We start from the raw sequence: 17,493 nt of genomic DNA, 5'->3' as shown, positions 1-17,493 counted from the left end.
TGGCGACCTCCGTGAGCTTCACGCTCATGTCGCGTCCGCAGGAGACGACGTGCTTGCCGTCGATGCCCCAGACCGTGTCGAGCACCCAGTCGCTGTGACCGCCCATGAAGAGTGTTTCCTTGCCGGTGGCGACCTCGATGGCGCGCACCGCGTTGTCGCCGCAGCCGAACGCGAGGTATTTGCCATCCGGCGACCAGCTCGCGCCATACAGCGTGTCAAAGGTCAGCGACTTTGAGAGTTCGAGCTTCTTCGCCGCCACGTCCCAAATTTGAATTTCACCCATGCGCGCCGGACTTCCGCCCGTCAGCGCGATTTTCTTCCCATCCGGCGACCACGCGAGCTTCTGAATGCGCTCCGCCAGACCGACGAGGCGTGCGACGATGCCGCTGCCGTCCGCCTTGTGCACCAGCACCTCATGATAACCCGCCACCGCGATCATGCTGCCGTCCGGCGAATAATCGATCGAGGTGACCGCCGGGGCCTTCACGTAAACCGGCGGATGCGCCATGTCATACTGTGCCTTGGCCGAAGCCGGCGTGTCGTCCTTCGCCCCCTCATTGATCCAGCGTTCGATCAACGCCACCTGCGTCTCATGCAGCGGATCCGCCTTCTGCGGCATCTCGACTTTGCCCTTTTCGTCCGGCTTGATGAGCTTGATGAGGTTCGACTCCGCCGCCTTCCCGGGAATGACCGCGTGGCCTTCCTCACCCCCTTTGAGCAGCGCCACGAAGTCGGTCATGATGTAATCGCCCTTGTTCCGCGCCGGCTGATGACAGCCGTTGCACTGCGCCTGGAAAATCGGGCGGATGTGCTTGTAGAACGACACCGGCTTGTTCGGGTCGATGCCCTCCTCCTTCTTCGGCGGTGCGGCATGCACGGCGGCGGCGAGGAACAAGGCGGGGAGAATGAAGCGCGTCTTCATGAGTGGCATAGGCAGAGTTGGGGGGAGCGAAAAAACGTCCCCGGGACAGGTTGTCTTGCGATTGCGGCCCCCAGAGCGGGATCGTCCATGCGCCGCGCAAGTAGTGACCTGATCACATTTGCGGTAGGAACGCCGGTTGACCCGGATACCGGGAGGGCGGACGATCCGCCATCATGGCCACACACACGGACCGCGCGCATACGATTGCTGTTTTCTGCGATTTTGAAAACCTCGCCATCGGGGTGAAGGATGCGAAGTATGACAAGTTCGACATGAACAAGGTGCTAGACCGGCTGCTGCTGAAGGGGAGCATCGTGGTGAAGAAGGCCTACTGCGACTGGGACCGCTACAAGAGCTTCAAGGCGGCGGTGCATGAGGCGTCGTTCGAGCTGATCGAGATTCCGCATGTGCGGCAGTCGGGCAAGAACTCGGCGGACATCCGCATGGTCGTGGACGCTCTGGACCTCTGCTACACGAAACCGCATGTGGACACCTTCGCCATCGTGAGCGGAGACTCGGATTTCTCGCCACTGGTGAGCAAGCTGCGCGAGAACAACAAGACCGTGATCGGCGTAGGCGTGAAGCAGTCCACCAGCGGGCTGTTCATCGACAACTGCGACGAGTTCATCTTCTACGACGACCTCGTACGCGAGGAGGAGAAGACAAAATCACGGCTTGCCCGCGCCAAACCGGCACCGAAGGCAAACGCGCCGGAGAAAAAGAGCGGCGGCGATCCCGAGAAGGCAATTCAAATGGTCGTGGAGACCGTGGAAGCGATGCTGGGCCGCAGCGGCAGCGACACGGTGTGGGCCGGTCCTGTCAAACAGGCCATCCGCCGTCGCCAGCCGCAATTCGACGAGCGCTTTTACGGCTTCAGCACCTTCAGCGCACTTCTTGAAGCGGCTGCGGAGCGAGGACTGATGAAGCTGGAGAAAAACGAAAACGGGTACCGCATCAAGGTTTCGGCATCGGAGGAGTGAAAATGACAGGCTTGATCCTTCCTGTCATTTGCGCGGTCGGACTGGTGAGTTGCTCGACGAAAATAGTCGCAGTTTCAGATTTTGACCGCCTGCCGCGCAACAAGGGGATCTACACCGGCAGTCTCACTGTTAACCAATGGGAGTACGGAGCATCAGATGCCCGCTGGCATCACTTCTACTATTCTTGGTTCAGCCAAAACTGGGTGCACACACTACGGGTTAAAATACAGCGTGGTTTGGTATTGCTGCCGTTTGAGCGTCCCGTAAATGGTCACTACAAGACAGTCTGGATGGAACCGGTTTCCCGAGACGGTCGAATAGCCGCCTTCAAAACCGTCTCAGCTCACTGAGCGCTGCGCTCGAAGGCGCTGGTTTTGTTTTCCAGCAATGCCAGCGCTTCACCGGCGAGATAGAGGGATCCGGCGATCAAAACGCGGTCCTTGACGTTCACCGCCTGCAAGGCGTCGGCGATGCGTGAATGCGTGGTCACAGGACGAGCTTCGAGGCCGATGCTGTTCCAGATTTCGCACAGTGTTTCTGGAGGCAATGCCCGCGGTGACTCGAAGCCAGTGAAATGCCAGGCTGCCGCGAAGGGTGCGAGTTCGCGCAAGACGGCGGCGGTGTCTTTGCCAGAGACGGCGCCAAAGATGATCTTAGCTTTTTCGTTGGGGAACTGTTCGCGCCAGGTTTGGACGAGAACTTGGGCGGCTTCGAGGTTGTGGGCACCGTCGACGATGAGATTTCGGATTCTTTGAAACCGTCCCGGCCATTGCACATCGCGCAGGCCGCGGGCGATCACGTTCTCGTCGAAACTCAAACCGGTCGCGCGAAGCGCGGCAACGGCCATGGCGGCATTCCAGCGCTGGTGCTCGCCTGCGAGACCTGTCTCGCCTTCCCACGGAGCTTCCACGATGGTGAGCGGCGCACCGCGCTCTTTCGCCGTGCGTTCGATGACTTCGAGCGCCTCCGCATGCTGGGGCATCGTGATGACGGGCACGCCGGACTTGATGATGCCGGCTTTTTCGGCTGCGATCTTCGGCAGCGTGTCGCCGAGCATGTCCATGTGATCCCAACCGATGGGCGTGATGACGGTGACGGCAGGCGTGATGGCGTTGGTGGCGTCCAATCGTCCGCCGAGACCGGTTTCGAGCACGACCCACGAATTGCCGCGCTGCATGAACCATTCGAGTGCAAGAGCGAGCGCGAGTTCGAAGAAGGTCGGATGCGGGTTCCAGTCAGCGACCCGTTCGCGCAAACGCGTGATGCCTGCCGCGATTTCGTCGGGCGAGATCATGCACTCGGCATCGCGAATGCGCTCTCCGAAGTGAATGAGGTGCGGCGAGGTGAAGAGCCCGGCGTTGATGCCGCCGGCCTTCAGAATGGAATGAATGAAGGCGCAGGTGGAACCTTTGCCGTTCGTTCCGGCGACATGGATGAACTTCTGGCCTGCGGCGGGCAGATTCAGCTCGCGAAGCAGGCGCTGGACGTTTTCCAGCCCCAGCTTGATGCCGAAAAACTGCGTGCCGTAGAGCCAGTCGATTTCGCGTTGCGCCGTGTCGTGTGTCATTCCCGTGAGGCCCATGGTGCCAGCGGGCGATCACGGTGCAACTCTCGGCTTTCGCGATGAAATCGGGCACGCTAACGTGCCACTACATGTCCGTGACTCCCGAACCTGACTCCGCACTCTGGCAAAAACGCTTCTGGCAGCTTCTGGCCGCCGTTTTCATCGCACGCATCGGCGTGATGCTTCTGTTTGTGAACGGGGCGGATCTGGCTGGTGACGAGGCTTATTACTGGGACTGGGGCCGCCGGCCGGACTGGTGCTACTTCAGCAAGCCGCCGATGATCGGCTGGATGATGGGCGTGATCGGTTGGCTCACTGGAAATGCGGAATGGGGCATCCGGTTTGCAGCCTTGCTGCTGGGCACGGTGACGCTGGTCATCATTCACCGCATCGCGCTCGTGCTGTTTGATGCCAAAACGGCCTTCCTCACTGCCTTGCTGGTGGTGTTGACCATTGCCACGGCGGGACTGAACCTGCTGCTGACCATCGACGCGCCACTGCTTGTCTGCTGGACGCTGGGGCTGCTGCTGTTCTGGTTCGCGGCACAAAAGCCGACCTGCAACGTGCGCTGGCTCGCGCTTGCGCTCGTGATCGGCATCGGCACGCTCAGCAAGCAGATGATGCTGGCGTTTCCGGCGCTGATGCTGCTCTTCGCGGCCGTTTCGCGGGAAGATCGTGCGCTCCTGCGCAATCCGCGGATGTGGGTCGCCATCGTGGCGGGCATGGCGTTCATCATTCCGGTGCTGCGGTGGAACCAGGAGCACGCATGGATCACGCTGGAGCACACGAAACATCACTTCGACACGAAAGAGCTCGGGGTTGGCAGATGGATCGGCCGCACGCTGGAAAACGTGGGCCTGCAGGCGCTGATCTACACGCCGGTGACGTTTGTGGCGCTGGTGGCGGCGATGCTCGCGGCGATCAAGCAGCGGAAGCAGGTCACACGTCCGGTTTTATTCCTGCTGCTGGCCTCGGCGCCGGCGCTGACCTGTTTTGCGGTGCTGGCACTGCGCCAGCGCATCAATCCGAACTGGCCGGCGGCATTCTTCGTGCCTGCGTTTGTGCTGGCGGCGGCGTGGATGCGCGGACTACTGCCAACAAAGGCGAATCCCGGCTGGCAGAAATGGTCGTTGCGAGTGGGCGGAGCGCTGGTGGTCATCTTGCATCTTTTGCTCGTCATCGTCTTCGCCACGGATTTGAAGGGGATCAACAAGCTGGCCAGCATCCGTGGCTGGCGTGAGGCGGGCGTCGAGGCGCAGAAATTTCTCGATCAAGTGCCTCGGCGTGGCAAGACCTTCGTCATGGCGCTGGGACATCGTTATCACGCGGCGCAGATGGCTTTCTACATGCCCTCGCATCCACGCGTGTATCGCTGGGAGCCGAGCGGAACGGTGCAGTCACAGTACGAGATCTGGCCGGGACCAGAGGAACGAATCGGCGATGATGCGCTCATTCTGCTGCCATCAGAAGAAGAAGAGATGACGCTCAGCCCGGAAGTTGCAGACGCGTTCGAAAAAGTGGAACGCCTTGAGAACATCCGCATTCCGCTGGGCCAGGAGACGCGCGAATTCGGCGTGTATTTGGGGCACAATCTGAAATCGTGGAAAGCGGTGGGCACGAAATGAACGCCTGGGATCTCAGTCTGCTGCATCAAATCAACACCGTGTGGTCGCATCCGGTGCTCGACTGGCTCATGCCGGCGCTGTCCGCCATTGAGGCCTGGCTTCCGCTCATCATCGCCGCCGTGCTGATCACCGCCTGGCGCGGGAGCAAACGCACGCGTGTCATGCTGCTCTGCCTCGGCGTGGCCATCGGACTTGGCGACGGCGTCATTTCCAACACCTTGAAGAAGACAATCGGCCGCGTTCGTCCCCGCGATGCGATGGAAGGTGTGATCGTGCGGGATCTCGGCATCGCTTCGCCTGCGTTCATACGACTGTTTGAAACGCCGGTGGTGAAGCCCTGCGAGCCGAACGGTGACACTCGCGGCAAATCCTTACCCTCCAGCCACACGGTCAATCTCTTCGCTGCAGCGACGGTCATCGCCAGTTTTTACCGACGTGCAGGAATGCTGATGTATCTGCTGGCCGCGGCGGTGGCCTACTCTCGCGTCTACTGTGGCGCCCACTGGCCCAGTGACATTCCGCCGTCTGTGGCGCTGGGTGTTTTGGTGGGTTTGGGCGTGGTGAGCCTGTCAAACCGCATGAGCCGAAGGCAGCCATCCGCTCATGGTACGGAGGAAAAGAAGGAATAGAAAACGCCGCCCTGAAGCAGGGCGCCCACGACGAACAGCGCTGCAAAGATTCCGAGCAAACGGTTGCGCTTTCCGCGCCAGTAAAATGCCAGTCCGGCGGGAATGCCGGCCGAGCTGCACAGCACCTGGCCGCCGAGCACGCCGAAGATCAACATCAGATGTTTGCCTTGGGGAGCCGCGCCTGAGTCGTTCGCCATCAGATCGACCATCAACGCCATCGCGCTCCAGGCGACGTGGGCGATGATCCAGACAATGATGAAAAGGATGCCGCAAACCACCAGCTAGGCGGAAAATCCCGCCTTCGAAGTGCGGCGGGAGCATCCTCGTCATTTGCCCTTGATGGAGTTCAGCACCTTGCTGACATCACCCCCGTGCTGCTCCAGGGCCACCAATGGGATGGCATTGAACAGCATGAAGAATGTCTCTCCGCCCTTGGGGGCAAACACGGCGCAGTTCACCGCCAACTTCACGCCTTCCGTGGTCACGTTGCCATTCAAGAAGGTCACCTTGAATCCGTTGAGTTCCCCGGTTTCGGGTTTCGTCCATTTGATGCCTTTGAGTTCCTCCTCCAGCCCTTCCTTGGCGTCATCGATGGCGGTGGCTATTTCACCTGCATCGAGGGCAATGAGTTCCATGTTCACCAGTTCATCGGGCGACGCGGCGGAAACCGACTCTTCGCCAATCTCCACATCCCAACCGTCTGGAAAAGAAATGGAGAAGATCGGCTTGTCGGCCGGATAGTTGATGACCTGGTCGGCGTGCACGATCGGCGTGAGAGACAAAATGGCGAGGCAGAGGAGCAGAGCGGTTTTCATGTGGGGGGAGAGTTTGCGATGTGGGAGATCTGGTCGATTTCTGTCCGGCCAAGTTCGGGTGACTGACGGGGTTTACGAGTTCTTTGTCAACTTCGGCTCTCGAGCCGATTACAGCGGCCACTCAACCTCCGTTTCGCCGTGCATGACTTCGGCGAGAACGGGCACGTCCAAAAAATGCTCCAACACCATGCGGTTGCTGATGCTGGCGGCGTCGCGTTCCTCTTGGACGTAGTTTAGGATGACACCGGCGCAGGTGAGACCGCGCGCCTGTATGTTACGCACGGTGAGTATGGTGTGATTGAGGCAGCCGAGCTTGTTGTTCACGACGACGATCACCGGCAGCGCGAGACGCTGCGCGAAGTCGGCCATGGTGGAGAATTCGTTCAACGGCACTTCCCATCCGCCCGCACCTTCAATGAGCACATGATCGTGCGTCTGCGCGAGTTCATAAAACTTGGCGATGACGTCGTTCAGTTCGAAGCGGCGGTTTTCCATCAAAGCGGCCGCGTAGGGTGCGGCTGGCACTTTGAACCACACCGGATTGACCTCCTCGACGGTCAATCCATGGCGGCTGGCGTTGGCGAGGTGGATGGCGTCGTCGCGCGAGCCGCAAACGAAGGGTTTGAAACCAGCCGCGCGTTTGCCTTCGCGCTTCAAAGCCTCAAGCAGCAGGCAGGTGACGTAGGTCTTCCCTGCGTCGGTGTCTGTGCCGGTGATGAAGTAGTGAGACATCAGCCGATTTGTGCCAGCACCGCGGAGGCAATTTTATCCGCCTGCGCTTCGAGGTATTCGACATCGCGGCCTTCGACGAGCAATCGGATGAGCGATTCGGTGCCAGAGTAGCGCAGAAGCACACGACCGTAGTCGCCGAGCTTCTTCTCGGTCTCCTTGATGATCTTCTGCGCTTCAACGAGCTGGTCAATCGGCGGCTTCGTCCGAACGCGGAGGTTGCGCGCGCACTGCGGGAATTTTTTCAAGCACTTGCGGAGCTGGCTGAGCGGTTCGCCGGTCTCCTTCATGATGCGGAGCACCTGCAGGCCGGCGATGAGGCCGTCGCCGGTGGTGGCCCAGTCACCGAAAATGATGTGGCCGCTCTGCTCGCCGCCTAGGTTCAATCCGCGGCTGCGCATTTCTTCGAGCACGTAACGATCACCGACGCCGGTGCGAATAACACGCCCACCGAGGCGGGAGACGAGGTCGTCGAGGCCGTAGTTGCTCATGATGGTGACCGCGAGCGTGTTCTGCTTGAGCGTGCCTTTGCGCAGCATGGACTCGGCGGCGATGGCCATCAGCTCGTCGCCGTCGAGTGCGATAGCCTCTTCATCGCAGAGTGCAATGCGGTCGGCGTCGCCGTCGTGCGCGATGCCTGCCTGCGCCTGCGATTGACGCACGATGCGCTCGATTTCCTCGGCGTGAGTGCAGCCGCACTCCTCGTTGATGTTGAAGCCATCCGGCTCGCTGTGAAAAACGGAAACATCCGCGCCGAGCTGCTCCAAAGCCAGAGCGCTGGTGTAGGAGGACGCTCCATGCGCATTGTCGAGAGCGACGCGCATGCCGTCGAGGCGCACGCCTTCCATCGAAGCGACTGCGTGGGCGATGTAACGCTCCGCGCCGTCTGCTAGCTGGGTAATGCGGCCGATGCCACGGCCCTCAGGACGCGGCGTGTCCTCCGAACCGAGCACGAATTTCTCAATCGCGATCTCGGTCTTGTCGTCAAGCTTGTGGCCGTCGCCGTGCACGAATTTGACGCCGTTGTCCTTAAACGGGTTGTGCGAGGCCGAAACAATGACGCCCATCTGCGCACCGAGCTGTGCGCTGAGCATGGCCACGGCCGGCGTGGGAAGCTGGCCGGCGAGAATGACATCGACACCGGCGGAATTGAGTCCGGCGGCGAGCGCGCACTCCAACATTTCACCCGAGGCACGGGTATCGCGGCCCAGGACTGCTTTCGGGCGCTCTCCGCCCTCCGGTTTCCCTCCGAGCACGACGGCAGCCGCCTGGGCGAGCCGCATGACGAACTCGGGAGTCATGGGATGACGATTGGCCACGGCACGAACGCCGTCGGTGCCGAAGAACTGGCGCTTTTCAGACATAGGACGGCGGTTCTAGCGCAGGACTTCCGGAGTGTCAAAGCCCGGTCCCGGTGGCACCACTGATCCCGACGCCGTCTCCGCTCTCAGGCACCGTGCCCGAGTCTGGCGGCGGCAGCACCGGTTCAAGTTGAGTGGGCACTTCGACAGGCGGCGGCAGCACCGGCGTGAGCTGTGGCGGCGCGGGCGAAGTCGAAGGCGACACCCTCACAGGAGGCGGCATCGAGTACGGCAGGGTCTGCCGTGCATCCTGCGCCTTGATCATGTACCAAAACAAGAACGCGAGCAGCAGGGAGATGATCTTCTCCCGCCAGTTTCGGGTGATGAGTTCTTTAAGCCGATGCCCCCAGTTCATGACCGCCCTCCGATTCGGGTTCCAACGCGGCATCCGAGCCTTCAATGAGAATTTCGTTGATCCGCTGGCGCAGCTTCGCGGGTTCCAGATCGTGCTCCAGCTTGCCCTGGAAGCAAAGTGAGAGCGCACCGGTCTCTTCCGAAACGACAAGCGCGATGGCGTCCGTCTCCTCAGAGATCCCCATGCCGGCACGATGACGCAGACCGATGGCGCGGTCCTGAATCTCACGCTGACTCACAGGAAACACACAACCGGCCGCGGAAATGCGTCCTTGGTCGATGATGGCGCCTCCATCGTGCAGCGAAGTTTTGGGCTGAAAAATGGTGGTGACTAGTTCATTGGAGATCACGGCGTCGAGTTCGACTCCGGATTCGGCATAGGGCTTGAGATCGATGCCACGCTTCAAAGCAAACAGAGCACCGCAGCGTCGCGACGAGAGCTGCTGCATCGCCTCCATCAGCATGTCGAGCGCTTCGGGGTCGGGGCGGTTGAAGGAAAAAATGCGGCTGCTGCCGAGCTCGGCCAGCACGCGGCGCAGCTCCGGCTGAAAGATGATGACCAGCGCGATGGCAAGGAAGACGGAAAAGCGCTGAAGGAGGCTGCTGATCACCGAAAGCTCCAACAACAAGGAGATCAGCGCGAGACTGAGAAGCAGCACCAGCAGGCCGGTCAGGATGCGCGCACCACGGGTGGCGCGGAAGAAAAGGTAACCATGATACGCCAGCGCGGCGAGGATCAGTATCTCCACGCCGTCGCGCCAGTGCTTTGTCAGAAAATCCCACATGCCGTTCGCTCCGTGCTGCTGCGTGGAAACAATGGCACGGGCAGGTTTGTTTCTCAAAAGAAGAATCGTTTTGGCGTGTGATTCACGGCGGCTAGGGTGACCGCATGCCGCCACCCAGCCGAAACGATGCTTCCAAACCGAAACAGAGGGATCTGTTCGGCGTGCTGGCGGCGGCACCGGAACTTCCGCCGGAAACAACACGCGTCGCACGCGTGCAGCTCGAAGGCGCTGCGACGACAGAGCTGGACTATGCCATTCCCGAACTGCTCGCGGAAGAGATCGTCGTCGGATCGCGCGTGACCGTGCCGCTGCAGAACCGGCACATGCATGCGGTGGTGCTGGAGTTGCTGAACGATTCGCCACATCGCGGCAGACTCAAGGAGATCATTTCCATCGTGGCCAAGCGGCCCATGTTCACGCCGGGGCTGATCAAACTCGCACGCTGGATCGCCGAATACTATGTGGTGCCGGTCCACACGGTGCTGCGCACGATGCTGCCGCAGGCGGTGCGGGACAAACCGGGCAGCTTTGTGATGGACAGCCATCTCAAACTATTGCGTGAACCGTCGCCGGAAGAATCCGAGAAGCTGCTCCACAAAGCGCCGATGCAGGCGCGGGTAATCGACATCCTGCGCAGTTGCGGGGGCCAGGCGACTCTGAGCCAGATCCGCCGAGACGTCCCGCGAGCAGCGACCATTCTCAAGCCGCTGCTCAAGGCGGGCTGGATCACGCGCAGCGAAGTGCGTGTGGAGCGCGATCCGTTTCACGACGAAGAATTTCTGCCGAGCCAGGCGCTGACGTTCACCAGCGAACAGCAGGCGGCCTACGACCGGGTCGCCGCTGCAATTGACTCTGAAGAGCCCTCGAAGCCGATCCTCCTGCACGGCATCACCGGCAGCGGAAAAACGGAGGTGTACCTTCAGTCCATCGCACGTGTGCTCGAGCGCGGAGACACGGCGCTGGTGCTGGTGCCCGAAATCGCGCTGACACCACAGACGATCGAGCGTTTCAAGGCACGCTTCTCCGATCGCAGCGGACGCATCGCGGTGCTGCACAGCCACCTGAGCGATGGCGAACGCCACGATGAGTGGTTCAAGATTCACGAAGGACGCGCCGATATCGTGATCGGTGCACGCAGCGCCATTTTCGCGCCGCTGGAAAAGCTGGGCATCATCATTGTGGATGAGGAACACGAACCTTCGTTCAAGCAGGACGAAACGCCGCGCTATCATGCGCGGGACGTCGCCGTGGTGCGTGGCAGCATCGAAAAGTGTGTCGTCCTGCTCGGCAGCGCGACACCGAGCCTCGAATCCTTCGAGAACGCGACCAGCGGGAAGTACGAACTCTTGAAGCTGATGCAGCGCACGGACGGCCGCACGCTGCCGCTGATCCGGGTCGTGGACATGCGGATGGAGCGGCGCAAAGGCACCGGAGTGAGCGTGGCGAACGCCGGAATCCTCTCTGAGAAGCTGCGTGCGGCGATCACCTCACGTCTGGAGAAGAAGGAGCAGACGATCCTGTTTTTGAACCGGCGCGGATTCAATACCTCGCTGACCTGCCTGTCCTGTGGTGAAACCGTGCAGTGCCAGGATTGCAGCATCCCCATGACCCTGCACAAGCACGAGAACCGGCTCGTCTGCCACGTCTGCGGATCCCGGCGGATGCCACCCTCGAAATGCCCTTCCTGCCACGAGCCGGGGCTCAAGTTTGCAGGATTTGGCACCGAGCGCGTCGAAACCGCAGTTCGGGAAGTGTTTCCGCAGGCGCGAATCGCGCGTGTGGACACGGACACGATCCAGCGAAAAAACCAACTTCGCGATCTGCTGCGGGACTTCCGGGCCCAGAAGATTGATCTCATCATTGGCACACAGATGATCGCCAAGGGCCTCGATTTCCCCAATGTAACACTCGTGGGCGTCCTGAATGCCGATCTGGCGCTGAACCTGCCTGACTTCCGGGCCGCCGAACGCACGCTGCAGCTTCTGGTACAAGTGGCGGGCCGGGCCGGACGCGGGGAGGTGAAAGGAGAGGTCGTGGTTCAAACCTACGCGCCTCACAGCCCTGCGGTGCAGTTTTCCCGCCACAACGACTTCGAAGGCTTCGCCGAGCAGGAACTGGAACAGCGACGCGCTTTCCACTACCCGCCTTACACACACGTCGTGCTCCTGGCGAGCCGCGGAAAGCACGAAAACATGGCGGAATTCGCTCTGCAGACCCTGCACCGGCGGTTGCTGGAAGGTTTGCCGGATGACGTGATCATGGGAGAGCCCGCCCCCTGCGCAATGGCGAAGGCGCACGGGCAGTTCCGCTACCAGCTCCTGCTGCGGGCGCTCAAGATCCGTCCGCTGTGCCGCCACATCCAGCAGGTGGTCCAGGCCACCAAGCTGCCGGCGGATGTGATCGTGACGTGGGATGTCGATCCTGTCTCACTTTTGTGAATTTCAGAAGAGTTGATGAAGAATCAAAGGGGGACGTTGACATCAAGCGTCCTGATTCAATATTCCACACTCCATGACGACCGAGACACGCACCTCCTGCTTCCGCTTCGGATGCCTTGCCATCCTGATGTTTTGCCTCTCGTCGTGTTCCAGTGCGGTGAATGGCCCCGGAGGCCGTATCGCCAAGGTGAAATATTATCACCTGATGCCAAACCACGTGCCCCGGAGCGTGGATCCGACCATTTTGTTTGAGCGCCAGCATCACCTCTTCGGCGGGGTGACCAAGAATGAAATCATCGACCGCTTCGGCCACTACTACACGATCTTCTGGAAGGCCGACGACCGCACCGGCCCGGTCACCGTGAGATTCGAATATCTGCAGACACATTCCGGACTGACCAAGCGCGTGCAGGAGCAGGTCGTCGACGACATTCATCGTCACAACGTTTCCAAATTCCAGGTGACCGGCCAGGAGTATCAGAAGAGCGGCCGGGTGATCGCGTGGCGCGTGAGCGTCCTGCGCGGCAAGGAAGAGCTGGTCAGCCAGCAGTCCGCGCTCTGGAACTAATCCCGCACTGCATGACTCCCCCCACTCATATTCTTGTCGGCACCATCGGAAGAGTGTTCTGGATGCGGGTTGACGGACGAGGCACTTTTCAAAACAGTCTCCAGGCCAAGAAGGCCCTGCAGCGGGTGATCACGAAGGGCGTGAAGAATCTGGTCGTGGATCTTGAACGCTGTCCCATGATGGATTCCACTTTTCTGGGCATGTTGACCGGCGCCGCCCTGACCCTGCGCGAGTCGGGAGGCGGATCCCTGAGCGTCTTGAACGCCAACCAGCGCAACCTGCAGCTGCTCACCAGCCTCGGCCTGGATCACATCCTTGAACTGGATCGCGAAGGCAAACTGTGGGCCGACGAACGTGCCGCGGCCTGCAACGCACTGCAAAACTGCGGGGAGACGAACGCCGAATGCAAGGAAGTACAGACTCAGCATGTGCTCTCTGCACATCAGGCCCTGGCCGAAGTCAGCGCCGCCAATGAAAGCCGCTTTCATGACGTGATCGAGTTTTTGGAAAAAGAGCTGGAGGCTGGCACGGCTGCTGTTTCCAGCTGAGGCGCCCGCCCGGATAAGCCGGGACCGCCGTTTCAACCCATGACCACCGCTCTTCTCGTCCTGATCGTAGTGCTGCTGACGGCGGGACTCGCGATGCTGGCAAAAATCGCACGGCAGCAAAAGCATGCCATTGCGGCGCTGCGTGCCCAGGAGGAGGCCATCGTGGCCGAGGAACGGCGCATGTTTCACTACTTGCACGACCTCGGTGAGGCCATCTGGCGCGACGACCAGCAGGCGTCCATGTACCGGTTGATAGTCGAGGGAGCGATTCGCGTGACCCAGAGCACCGGCGGCGCCCTCTACCTCTACGATGAAGCCACGCAGCAGCTCGTGCCGCGACACTACTCCGACTTTTGCGCCCCGCTCATCAGCGTGCCTGAGCGAGTGCAGCAGCAGATGCAGGACAACTCCGCCACCCTGCTGAGCACTCTGCGCATGCATGCTGAAAGCGTTCAGCAGGGCCTGCTGGGCGGCATCTTCATGCAGCAGAAGACGGAGTTGCTGACCGATCTCGGCGCCGATCCCCGCTTGGGCGATCAGCTGGTTCCCACTCAGCACAACGTAACGGCCATGATCGGTCCGCTCAGTTTCGGTGTGCGCAGGCTCGGTGTTCTGGCCGTCACCTCACCCAAAGACGGCCGCAGCTACAACGCCAACGACTTTGAGGTCTTCAATTCGCTCATTGAGCAGTCCGCCTTCGCGCTGGCCAATGCCATGTCACATCAGGAGGCGGCGAAACACCGCATGGACCAGCAGGAGTTGCACAACGCCAGCGAGATCCAAAAGGTGCTGCTGCCAGAGCACGATCCCGAAGTGCCGGGGTTTGTTATCGCAGGGAAAAACATTCCCGCACGAACGCTCAGCGGGGATTACTTCGACTACTTTGACCTGCCAGACGGTCGTTTCGGAGCCGTAATCGCAGACGTGTCCGGCAAGGGCCTCGGTGCCGCCATGATCACCGTCATGTGCCGCACCCTGATGCGTGCCAAGGCTCCCACCGGAGCCTCTCCCAGCGCCGTGCTGGCGGCGGTGAACCGGAACATCGCCCCTGACATCCGTGAGGACATGTTCATCACCATGTCCTATGTCGTGGTGGACGCAGACGGCTCCCGGCTCACCCTTTCGCGGGCAGGGCACAACGCCGCCCTGCTTTGGCGCAAGGCGACCGGCAAGGTCGAACTGATCCACCCGCCTGGGCTCGGTGTCGGCATCGACAAAGGCGCGGTGTTTGAACGAGTGACCAGTGACGAGAGTTTCGAGATGGAACCCGGGGACTGCCTGCTGCTCTACACCGACGGCGTGAACGAGGCCATGAATCCCAAAGGGGAGGAATTTGGTGAGGAGCGCGTCCAAGAGGAACTGGCCAGGCACGCTCCGAACGGCCCCAAAGCAGTGATCGGCGGCATCATCGCCGATCTGGAGCACTTTTTGAAGGGGCGGCGGTCCCATGACGACATCACCTTGATTGCCATGCAGAAGACGGCATAGTCGCGGCCCCCCAAAAACCCGCGAAAACCTATGACCGAGCCGAGTCCCGAGACGACCCAGCAAGCACCTCTCGAAGAAGTCCCCAACCCAGCCGCCCCCGAAACCGTGGAGGAGGCGCCGCCGCTTGATCCCGTTGCGCAGCTGACCCAGGAAATGGAACGCTGGAAGGACATGGCCTACCGCAGCCAGGCGGAACTGGACAATTTCCGCAAACGCTCCGCCCGTGAGGCCCAGGAAACCCGCGCCTACGCCAACGGTGATCTGCTGCGCGCCCTCTTCCCCATTCTCGACAATTTCGACATGGGCCTCGAAGCCGCACGTGCCGAATCGGAGAAGTCGATGATTTTCATGGGCATGAGCATGGTGAACCGCCAGCTCCAGGATTTCCTGCGTGACAGCGGTGTTCAGGAAGTCGAAGCGATGGGCAAGACCTTCGACCCCAACCTTCACGAGGCGGTGGCCCAAGAAGCCAGCGCCGAAGTTCCAGAGGGCACGATCATCCGCGTGACACGCCGCGGCTACAAACTCAAGGACCGCCTCCTGCGCGCCGCCAGCGTCATCGTTTCCAGCGGACCCGCCGCGCCGGCAGAAGCGTAAAACCTCTTTCCCCGACTTTATGGCCGACAAACGCGATTATTACGAAGTCCTGGGCGTCTCACGTGACGTCTCGGCCGAGGATTTGAAAAAAGCCTACCGCAAGCTCGCGGTGAAATATCATCCGGACAAGAACCCGGACGACAAGACCGCCGAAGGCAAATTCAAGGAGGTCGGTGAAGCCTACGACGTCCTCAGCGACGACCAAAAGCGCGCCGCCTACGATCGCTACGGTCACGCCGCTTTCGCCGGTGGCATGGGTGGCCCGTCCGCAGGCGGTGGTGGATTCCACGATCCCTTCGACATCTTCCGCGAAGTGTTCAGCGGCGGTGGTGGCGGCATCTTCGAACAATTCTTCGGCGGCGGTGGTGGCGGCGGTGGTCGTCGTCGCGACGGTCCTCAGCGCGGCAGCGATCTGCGCTACGGCATGGAGATCTCGCTTGAAGAGGCGGCCCATGGCTGCGAGCGCGAGATCGAGTACGAACGGAGTGCCTCGTGCAAAACCTGCTCCGGCTCCGGCTCTGCCAGCGGCGGCGGCAAAAAAACCTGCCGAACCTGTGGCGGTGTCGGTCAGGTCATCAGTTCCCGCGGCTTTTTCCAGATCCAGCAGACCTGCCCCGACTGCAGCGGCACCGGCGAGACGGTCAGCGATCCCTGCCGCCATTGTCACGGCACCGGACGTTCCAAGGAACGCACCAAGGTGCGCGTCAAAGTTCCTGCCGGCATCGAAGATGGCTCCCGTCTCCGCTCCAGCGGCAATGGCGACCTCGGTGTGAAGAACGGCCCTCCAGGCGATCTCTACATCGTCGTTCAGGTCAAAGCGCATGAGATCTTCGAACGTGAGGGCAACGACCTGCACTGCGATATGCCGCTCTCCTTTGCCACCGCGGCGCTCGGCGGTGAAATCACCGTTCCCACCATGGAGGCCAAGGCCACCGTCAAAGTGCCCTCCGGAACGCAGAACGGCACCACCTTCCGCCTGCGCGGCAAGGGCATGAAGATTCTCGGCGAGGATCGTTTCGGCGACCTCTACGTCCATGTCCAGATCGCCGTGCCGACCAAGCTCAGCGCCGAACAGCGCGAGAAGCTCGATGAATTTGCGCAGTCCCTCGGTGAACAAACCTCTCCGATGGAAGAGAGCTTCTTTGAGAAGGCGAAGAAGTTTTTCCGCTAGCCCGCCATGACCGCCCGCGACTTGATGACCCTGACGAAGTTTCGTCTCAGCGTGCTTGTCATCGTCACCACGTTTGTGGGTTTCTGGCTGCGGGCGCCCAAAGGCTTCGATTTCTGGCTGCTCTTCCACACGATCATCGGCAGCACGCTCGCCGCGTTTGGTGCCGCGGTGTTCAACCAGCTCATGGAGATCGAGCCCGACTCGCGCATGCAGCGCACGGCGGATCGTCCCCTGCCCTCCGGACGCGTGAGTCCCTCGGCGGCGTTCGGCATCGGCTGGCTGCTCAGCGCCTGGGCGCTCATCCACCTCACCATTCGTGTGAACATGGAAGCAGCTGCCCTCACGGCGCTCACGCTGGCAGTGTATCTCTTCATCTACACACCGCTGAAACGTCAGAGCGCCACCAACACGCTCGTCGGCGCTGTTTCCGGAGCTCTGCCGCCGCTCATTGGATGGGCGGGTGCCGCTGGACCGCTGCCAGCGGGTGCCGCGACGCATTTCCGCTGGGAACTCATGATTGAACCCGGTGCGATTTACCTCTTTCTGCTGCTCTTCCTCTGGCAGCTGCCGCACTTCCTCGCCATCAACTGGATGTATCGCGACGAGTATCGCAAAGGCGGCTTCGTCATGCTCGCCAACGACGACGAGCAGGGCGCGCGCACCTCGCAGCATGCTCTCGCGTACTCGATCAGCACCGTGCTGCTGATGTTCTACCCGGTTTACGCCGGTGTCGCCTATGCATGGTGGTTCCTGCCCCCCGCGCTGCTGCTCAGCGGTTGGCTCTGCATGCTCGCGTTGCGGTTCAACCGCCAGCCCGAGCGTCCGGCGGCGCGCAAACTCTTCTTCTGCACGCTGATGTATCTCCCGGCCATCCTGATCGTATCCATCCTCGCCTGGAAACGCGCGTAAACCCGCCACC

The 17,493-nt window shown here is 61.2% G+C and carries 19 protein-coding genes; 11 read left to right on the top strand and 8 right to left on the bottom strand.

The window, feature by feature from the left end; translation table 11 throughout:
• A partial coding sequence (locus KDL09_RS02640; protein WP_294381017.1) for a c-type cytochrome domain-containing protein occupies positions 1-922 on the bottom strand: 922 nt, incomplete at its 3' end.
• Between the two features lie 173 nt (positions 923-1,095).
• Here KDL09_RS02640 and KDL09_RS02635 point away from each other — a divergent pair.
• A complete protein-coding gene (locus KDL09_RS02635) occupies positions 1,096-1,902 on the top strand; it encodes an NYN domain-containing protein (RefSeq protein WP_294381014.1) in 807 nt (268 codons plus the stop codon).
• Positions 1,903-1,913: 11 nt separating this feature from the next.
• Complete coding sequence (locus tag KDL09_RS02630) at positions 1,914-2,252, top strand: hypothetical protein (RefSeq protein ID WP_294381013.1); 339 nt, start codon at positions 1,914-1,916, stop codon at positions 2,250-2,252.
• Here the strand turns inward: KDL09_RS02630 and KDL09_RS02625 are convergent.
• The gene (locus KDL09_RS02625) at positions 2,246-3,484 is read right to left on the bottom strand and encodes a folylpolyglutamate synthase/dihydrofolate synthase family protein (RefSeq protein WP_294381012.1); all 1,239 of its coding nucleotides are present in this window, start codon (positions 3,482-3,484) and stop codon (positions 2,246-2,248) included. The genes KDL09_RS02630 and KDL09_RS02625 overlap by 7 nt on opposite strands.
• Positions 3,485-3,555: 71 nt before the next feature.
• On the opposite strand from KDL09_RS02625, the gene KDL09_RS02620 reads away from it, so the two are divergent.
• Together KDL09_RS02620 and KDL09_RS02615 are read left to right on the top strand one after the other, a co-directional pair.
• Entirely contained in the window at positions 3,556-5,091 is a 1,536-nt protein-coding gene (locus tag KDL09_RS02620) for a glycosyltransferase family 39 protein (RefSeq protein ID WP_294381010.1), read from the top strand.
• Positions 5,088-5,720 carry a phosphatase PAP2 family protein gene (locus KDL09_RS02615; RefSeq protein ID WP_294381009.1) on the top strand — a complete coding sequence of 211 codons (633 nt, stop codon included), beginning with the start codon at positions 5,088-5,090 and terminating at the stop codon, positions 5,718-5,720. The genes KDL09_RS02620 and KDL09_RS02615 overlap by 4 nt, the downstream gene beginning before the upstream one ends.
• Here KDL09_RS02615 and KDL09_RS02610 read toward each other — a convergent pair.
• The 6 genes from KDL09_RS02610 to cdaA form a co-directional block, all read right to left on the bottom strand.
• On the bottom strand, positions 5,693-5,938 hold the full coding sequence (locus KDL09_RS02610; RefSeq protein WP_294381006.1) for a hypothetical protein: 246 nt from the start codon (positions 5,936-5,938) through the stop codon (positions 5,693-5,695). The genes KDL09_RS02615 and KDL09_RS02610 overlap by 28 nt on opposite strands.
• Before the next feature lie 108 nt (positions 5,939-6,046).
• Positions 6,047-6,535: a hypothetical protein gene (locus tag KDL09_RS02605; protein ID WP_294381005.1), complete on the bottom strand. Its 489-nt coding sequence runs from the start codon at positions 6,533-6,535 to the stop codon at positions 6,047-6,049.
• 108 nt (positions 6,536-6,643) lie between these two features.
• Positions 6,644-7,267, bottom strand: coding sequence for a dethiobiotin synthase (bioD, locus tag KDL09_RS02600; protein WP_294381003.1), 624 nt, complete (start codon positions 7,265-7,267; stop codon positions 6,644-6,646).
• Complete coding sequence (gene glmM / locus KDL09_RS02595; protein ID WP_294381001.1) at positions 7,267-8,628, bottom strand: phosphoglucosamine mutase; 1,362 nt, start codon at positions 8,626-8,628, stop codon at positions 7,267-7,269. Before glmM ends, bioD begins: the two co-directional genes overlap by 1 nt.
• 34 nt (positions 8,629-8,662) lie before the next feature.
• Entirely contained in the window at positions 8,663-8,980 is a 318-nt protein-coding gene (locus KDL09_RS02590) for a hypothetical protein (protein WP_294380999.1), read from the bottom strand.
• Positions 8,958-9,821 carry a diadenylate cyclase CdaA gene (gene cdaA / locus KDL09_RS02585; protein WP_294380997.1) on the bottom strand — a complete coding sequence of 288 codons (864 nt, stop codon included), beginning with the start codon at positions 9,819-9,821 and terminating at the stop codon, positions 8,958-8,960. The genes KDL09_RS02590 and cdaA overlap by 23 nt, the downstream gene beginning before the upstream one ends.
• 47 nt (positions 9,822-9,868) lie before the next feature.
• Between cdaA and priA the strand changes: the two genes are divergently transcribed.
• The 7 genes from priA to cyoE all read left to right on the top strand — a co-directional run bounded on the left by priA (position 9,869) and on the right by cyoE (position 17,483).
• Positions 9,869-12,202, top strand: coding sequence for a primosomal protein N' (gene priA, locus KDL09_RS02580; protein WP_294380995.1), 2,334 nt, complete (start codon positions 9,869-9,871; stop codon positions 12,200-12,202).
• Positions 12,203-12,275: 73 nt separating this feature from the next.
• Positions 12,276-12,770 carry a hypothetical protein gene (locus tag KDL09_RS02575; protein ID WP_294380994.1) on the top strand — a complete coding sequence of 165 codons (495 nt, stop codon included), beginning with the start codon at positions 12,276-12,278 and terminating at the stop codon, positions 12,768-12,770.
• A gap of 11 nt (positions 12,771-12,781) precedes the next feature.
• Positions 12,782-13,318: an STAS domain-containing protein gene (locus tag KDL09_RS02570; protein WP_294380991.1), complete on the top strand. Its 537-nt coding sequence runs from the start codon at positions 12,782-12,784 to the stop codon at positions 13,316-13,318.
• Positions 13,319-13,357: 39 nt separating this feature from the next.
• Positions 13,358-14,806 (top strand): GAF domain-containing SpoIIE family protein phosphatase, encoded by a 1,449-nt coding sequence (locus tag KDL09_RS02565; protein ID WP_294380989.1) that lies wholly within the window; start codon positions 13,358-13,360, stop codon positions 14,804-14,806.
• Positions 14,807-14,836: 30 nt separating this feature from the next.
• Positions 14,837-15,403, top strand: coding sequence for a nucleotide exchange factor GrpE (gene grpE, locus KDL09_RS02560; protein ID WP_294380987.1), 567 nt, complete (start codon positions 14,837-14,839; stop codon positions 15,401-15,403).
• Between the two features lie 19 nt (positions 15,404-15,422).
• Positions 15,423-16,574: a molecular chaperone DnaJ gene (gene dnaJ / locus KDL09_RS02555; protein ID WP_294380986.1), complete on the top strand. Its 1,152-nt coding sequence runs from the start codon at positions 15,423-15,425 to the stop codon at positions 16,572-16,574.
• A gap of 6 nt (positions 16,575-16,580) precedes the next feature.
• Positions 16,581-17,483, top strand: coding sequence for a heme o synthase (cyoE, locus tag KDL09_RS02550; RefSeq protein ID WP_294380984.1), 903 nt, complete (start codon positions 16,581-16,583; stop codon positions 17,481-17,483).
• Positions 17,484-17,493 lie beyond the last annotated feature (10 nt).

The organism is Prosthecobacter sp. (assembly GCF_020439865.1).
Taxonomy (GTDB): Bacteria; Verrucomicrobiota; Verrucomicrobiia; order Verrucomicrobiales; family Verrucomicrobiaceae; genus Prosthecobacter.
The sequence above is the reverse complement of the archived record's forward strand: the minus strand, read 5'-3'. Positions and strand labels throughout refer to the sequence as shown.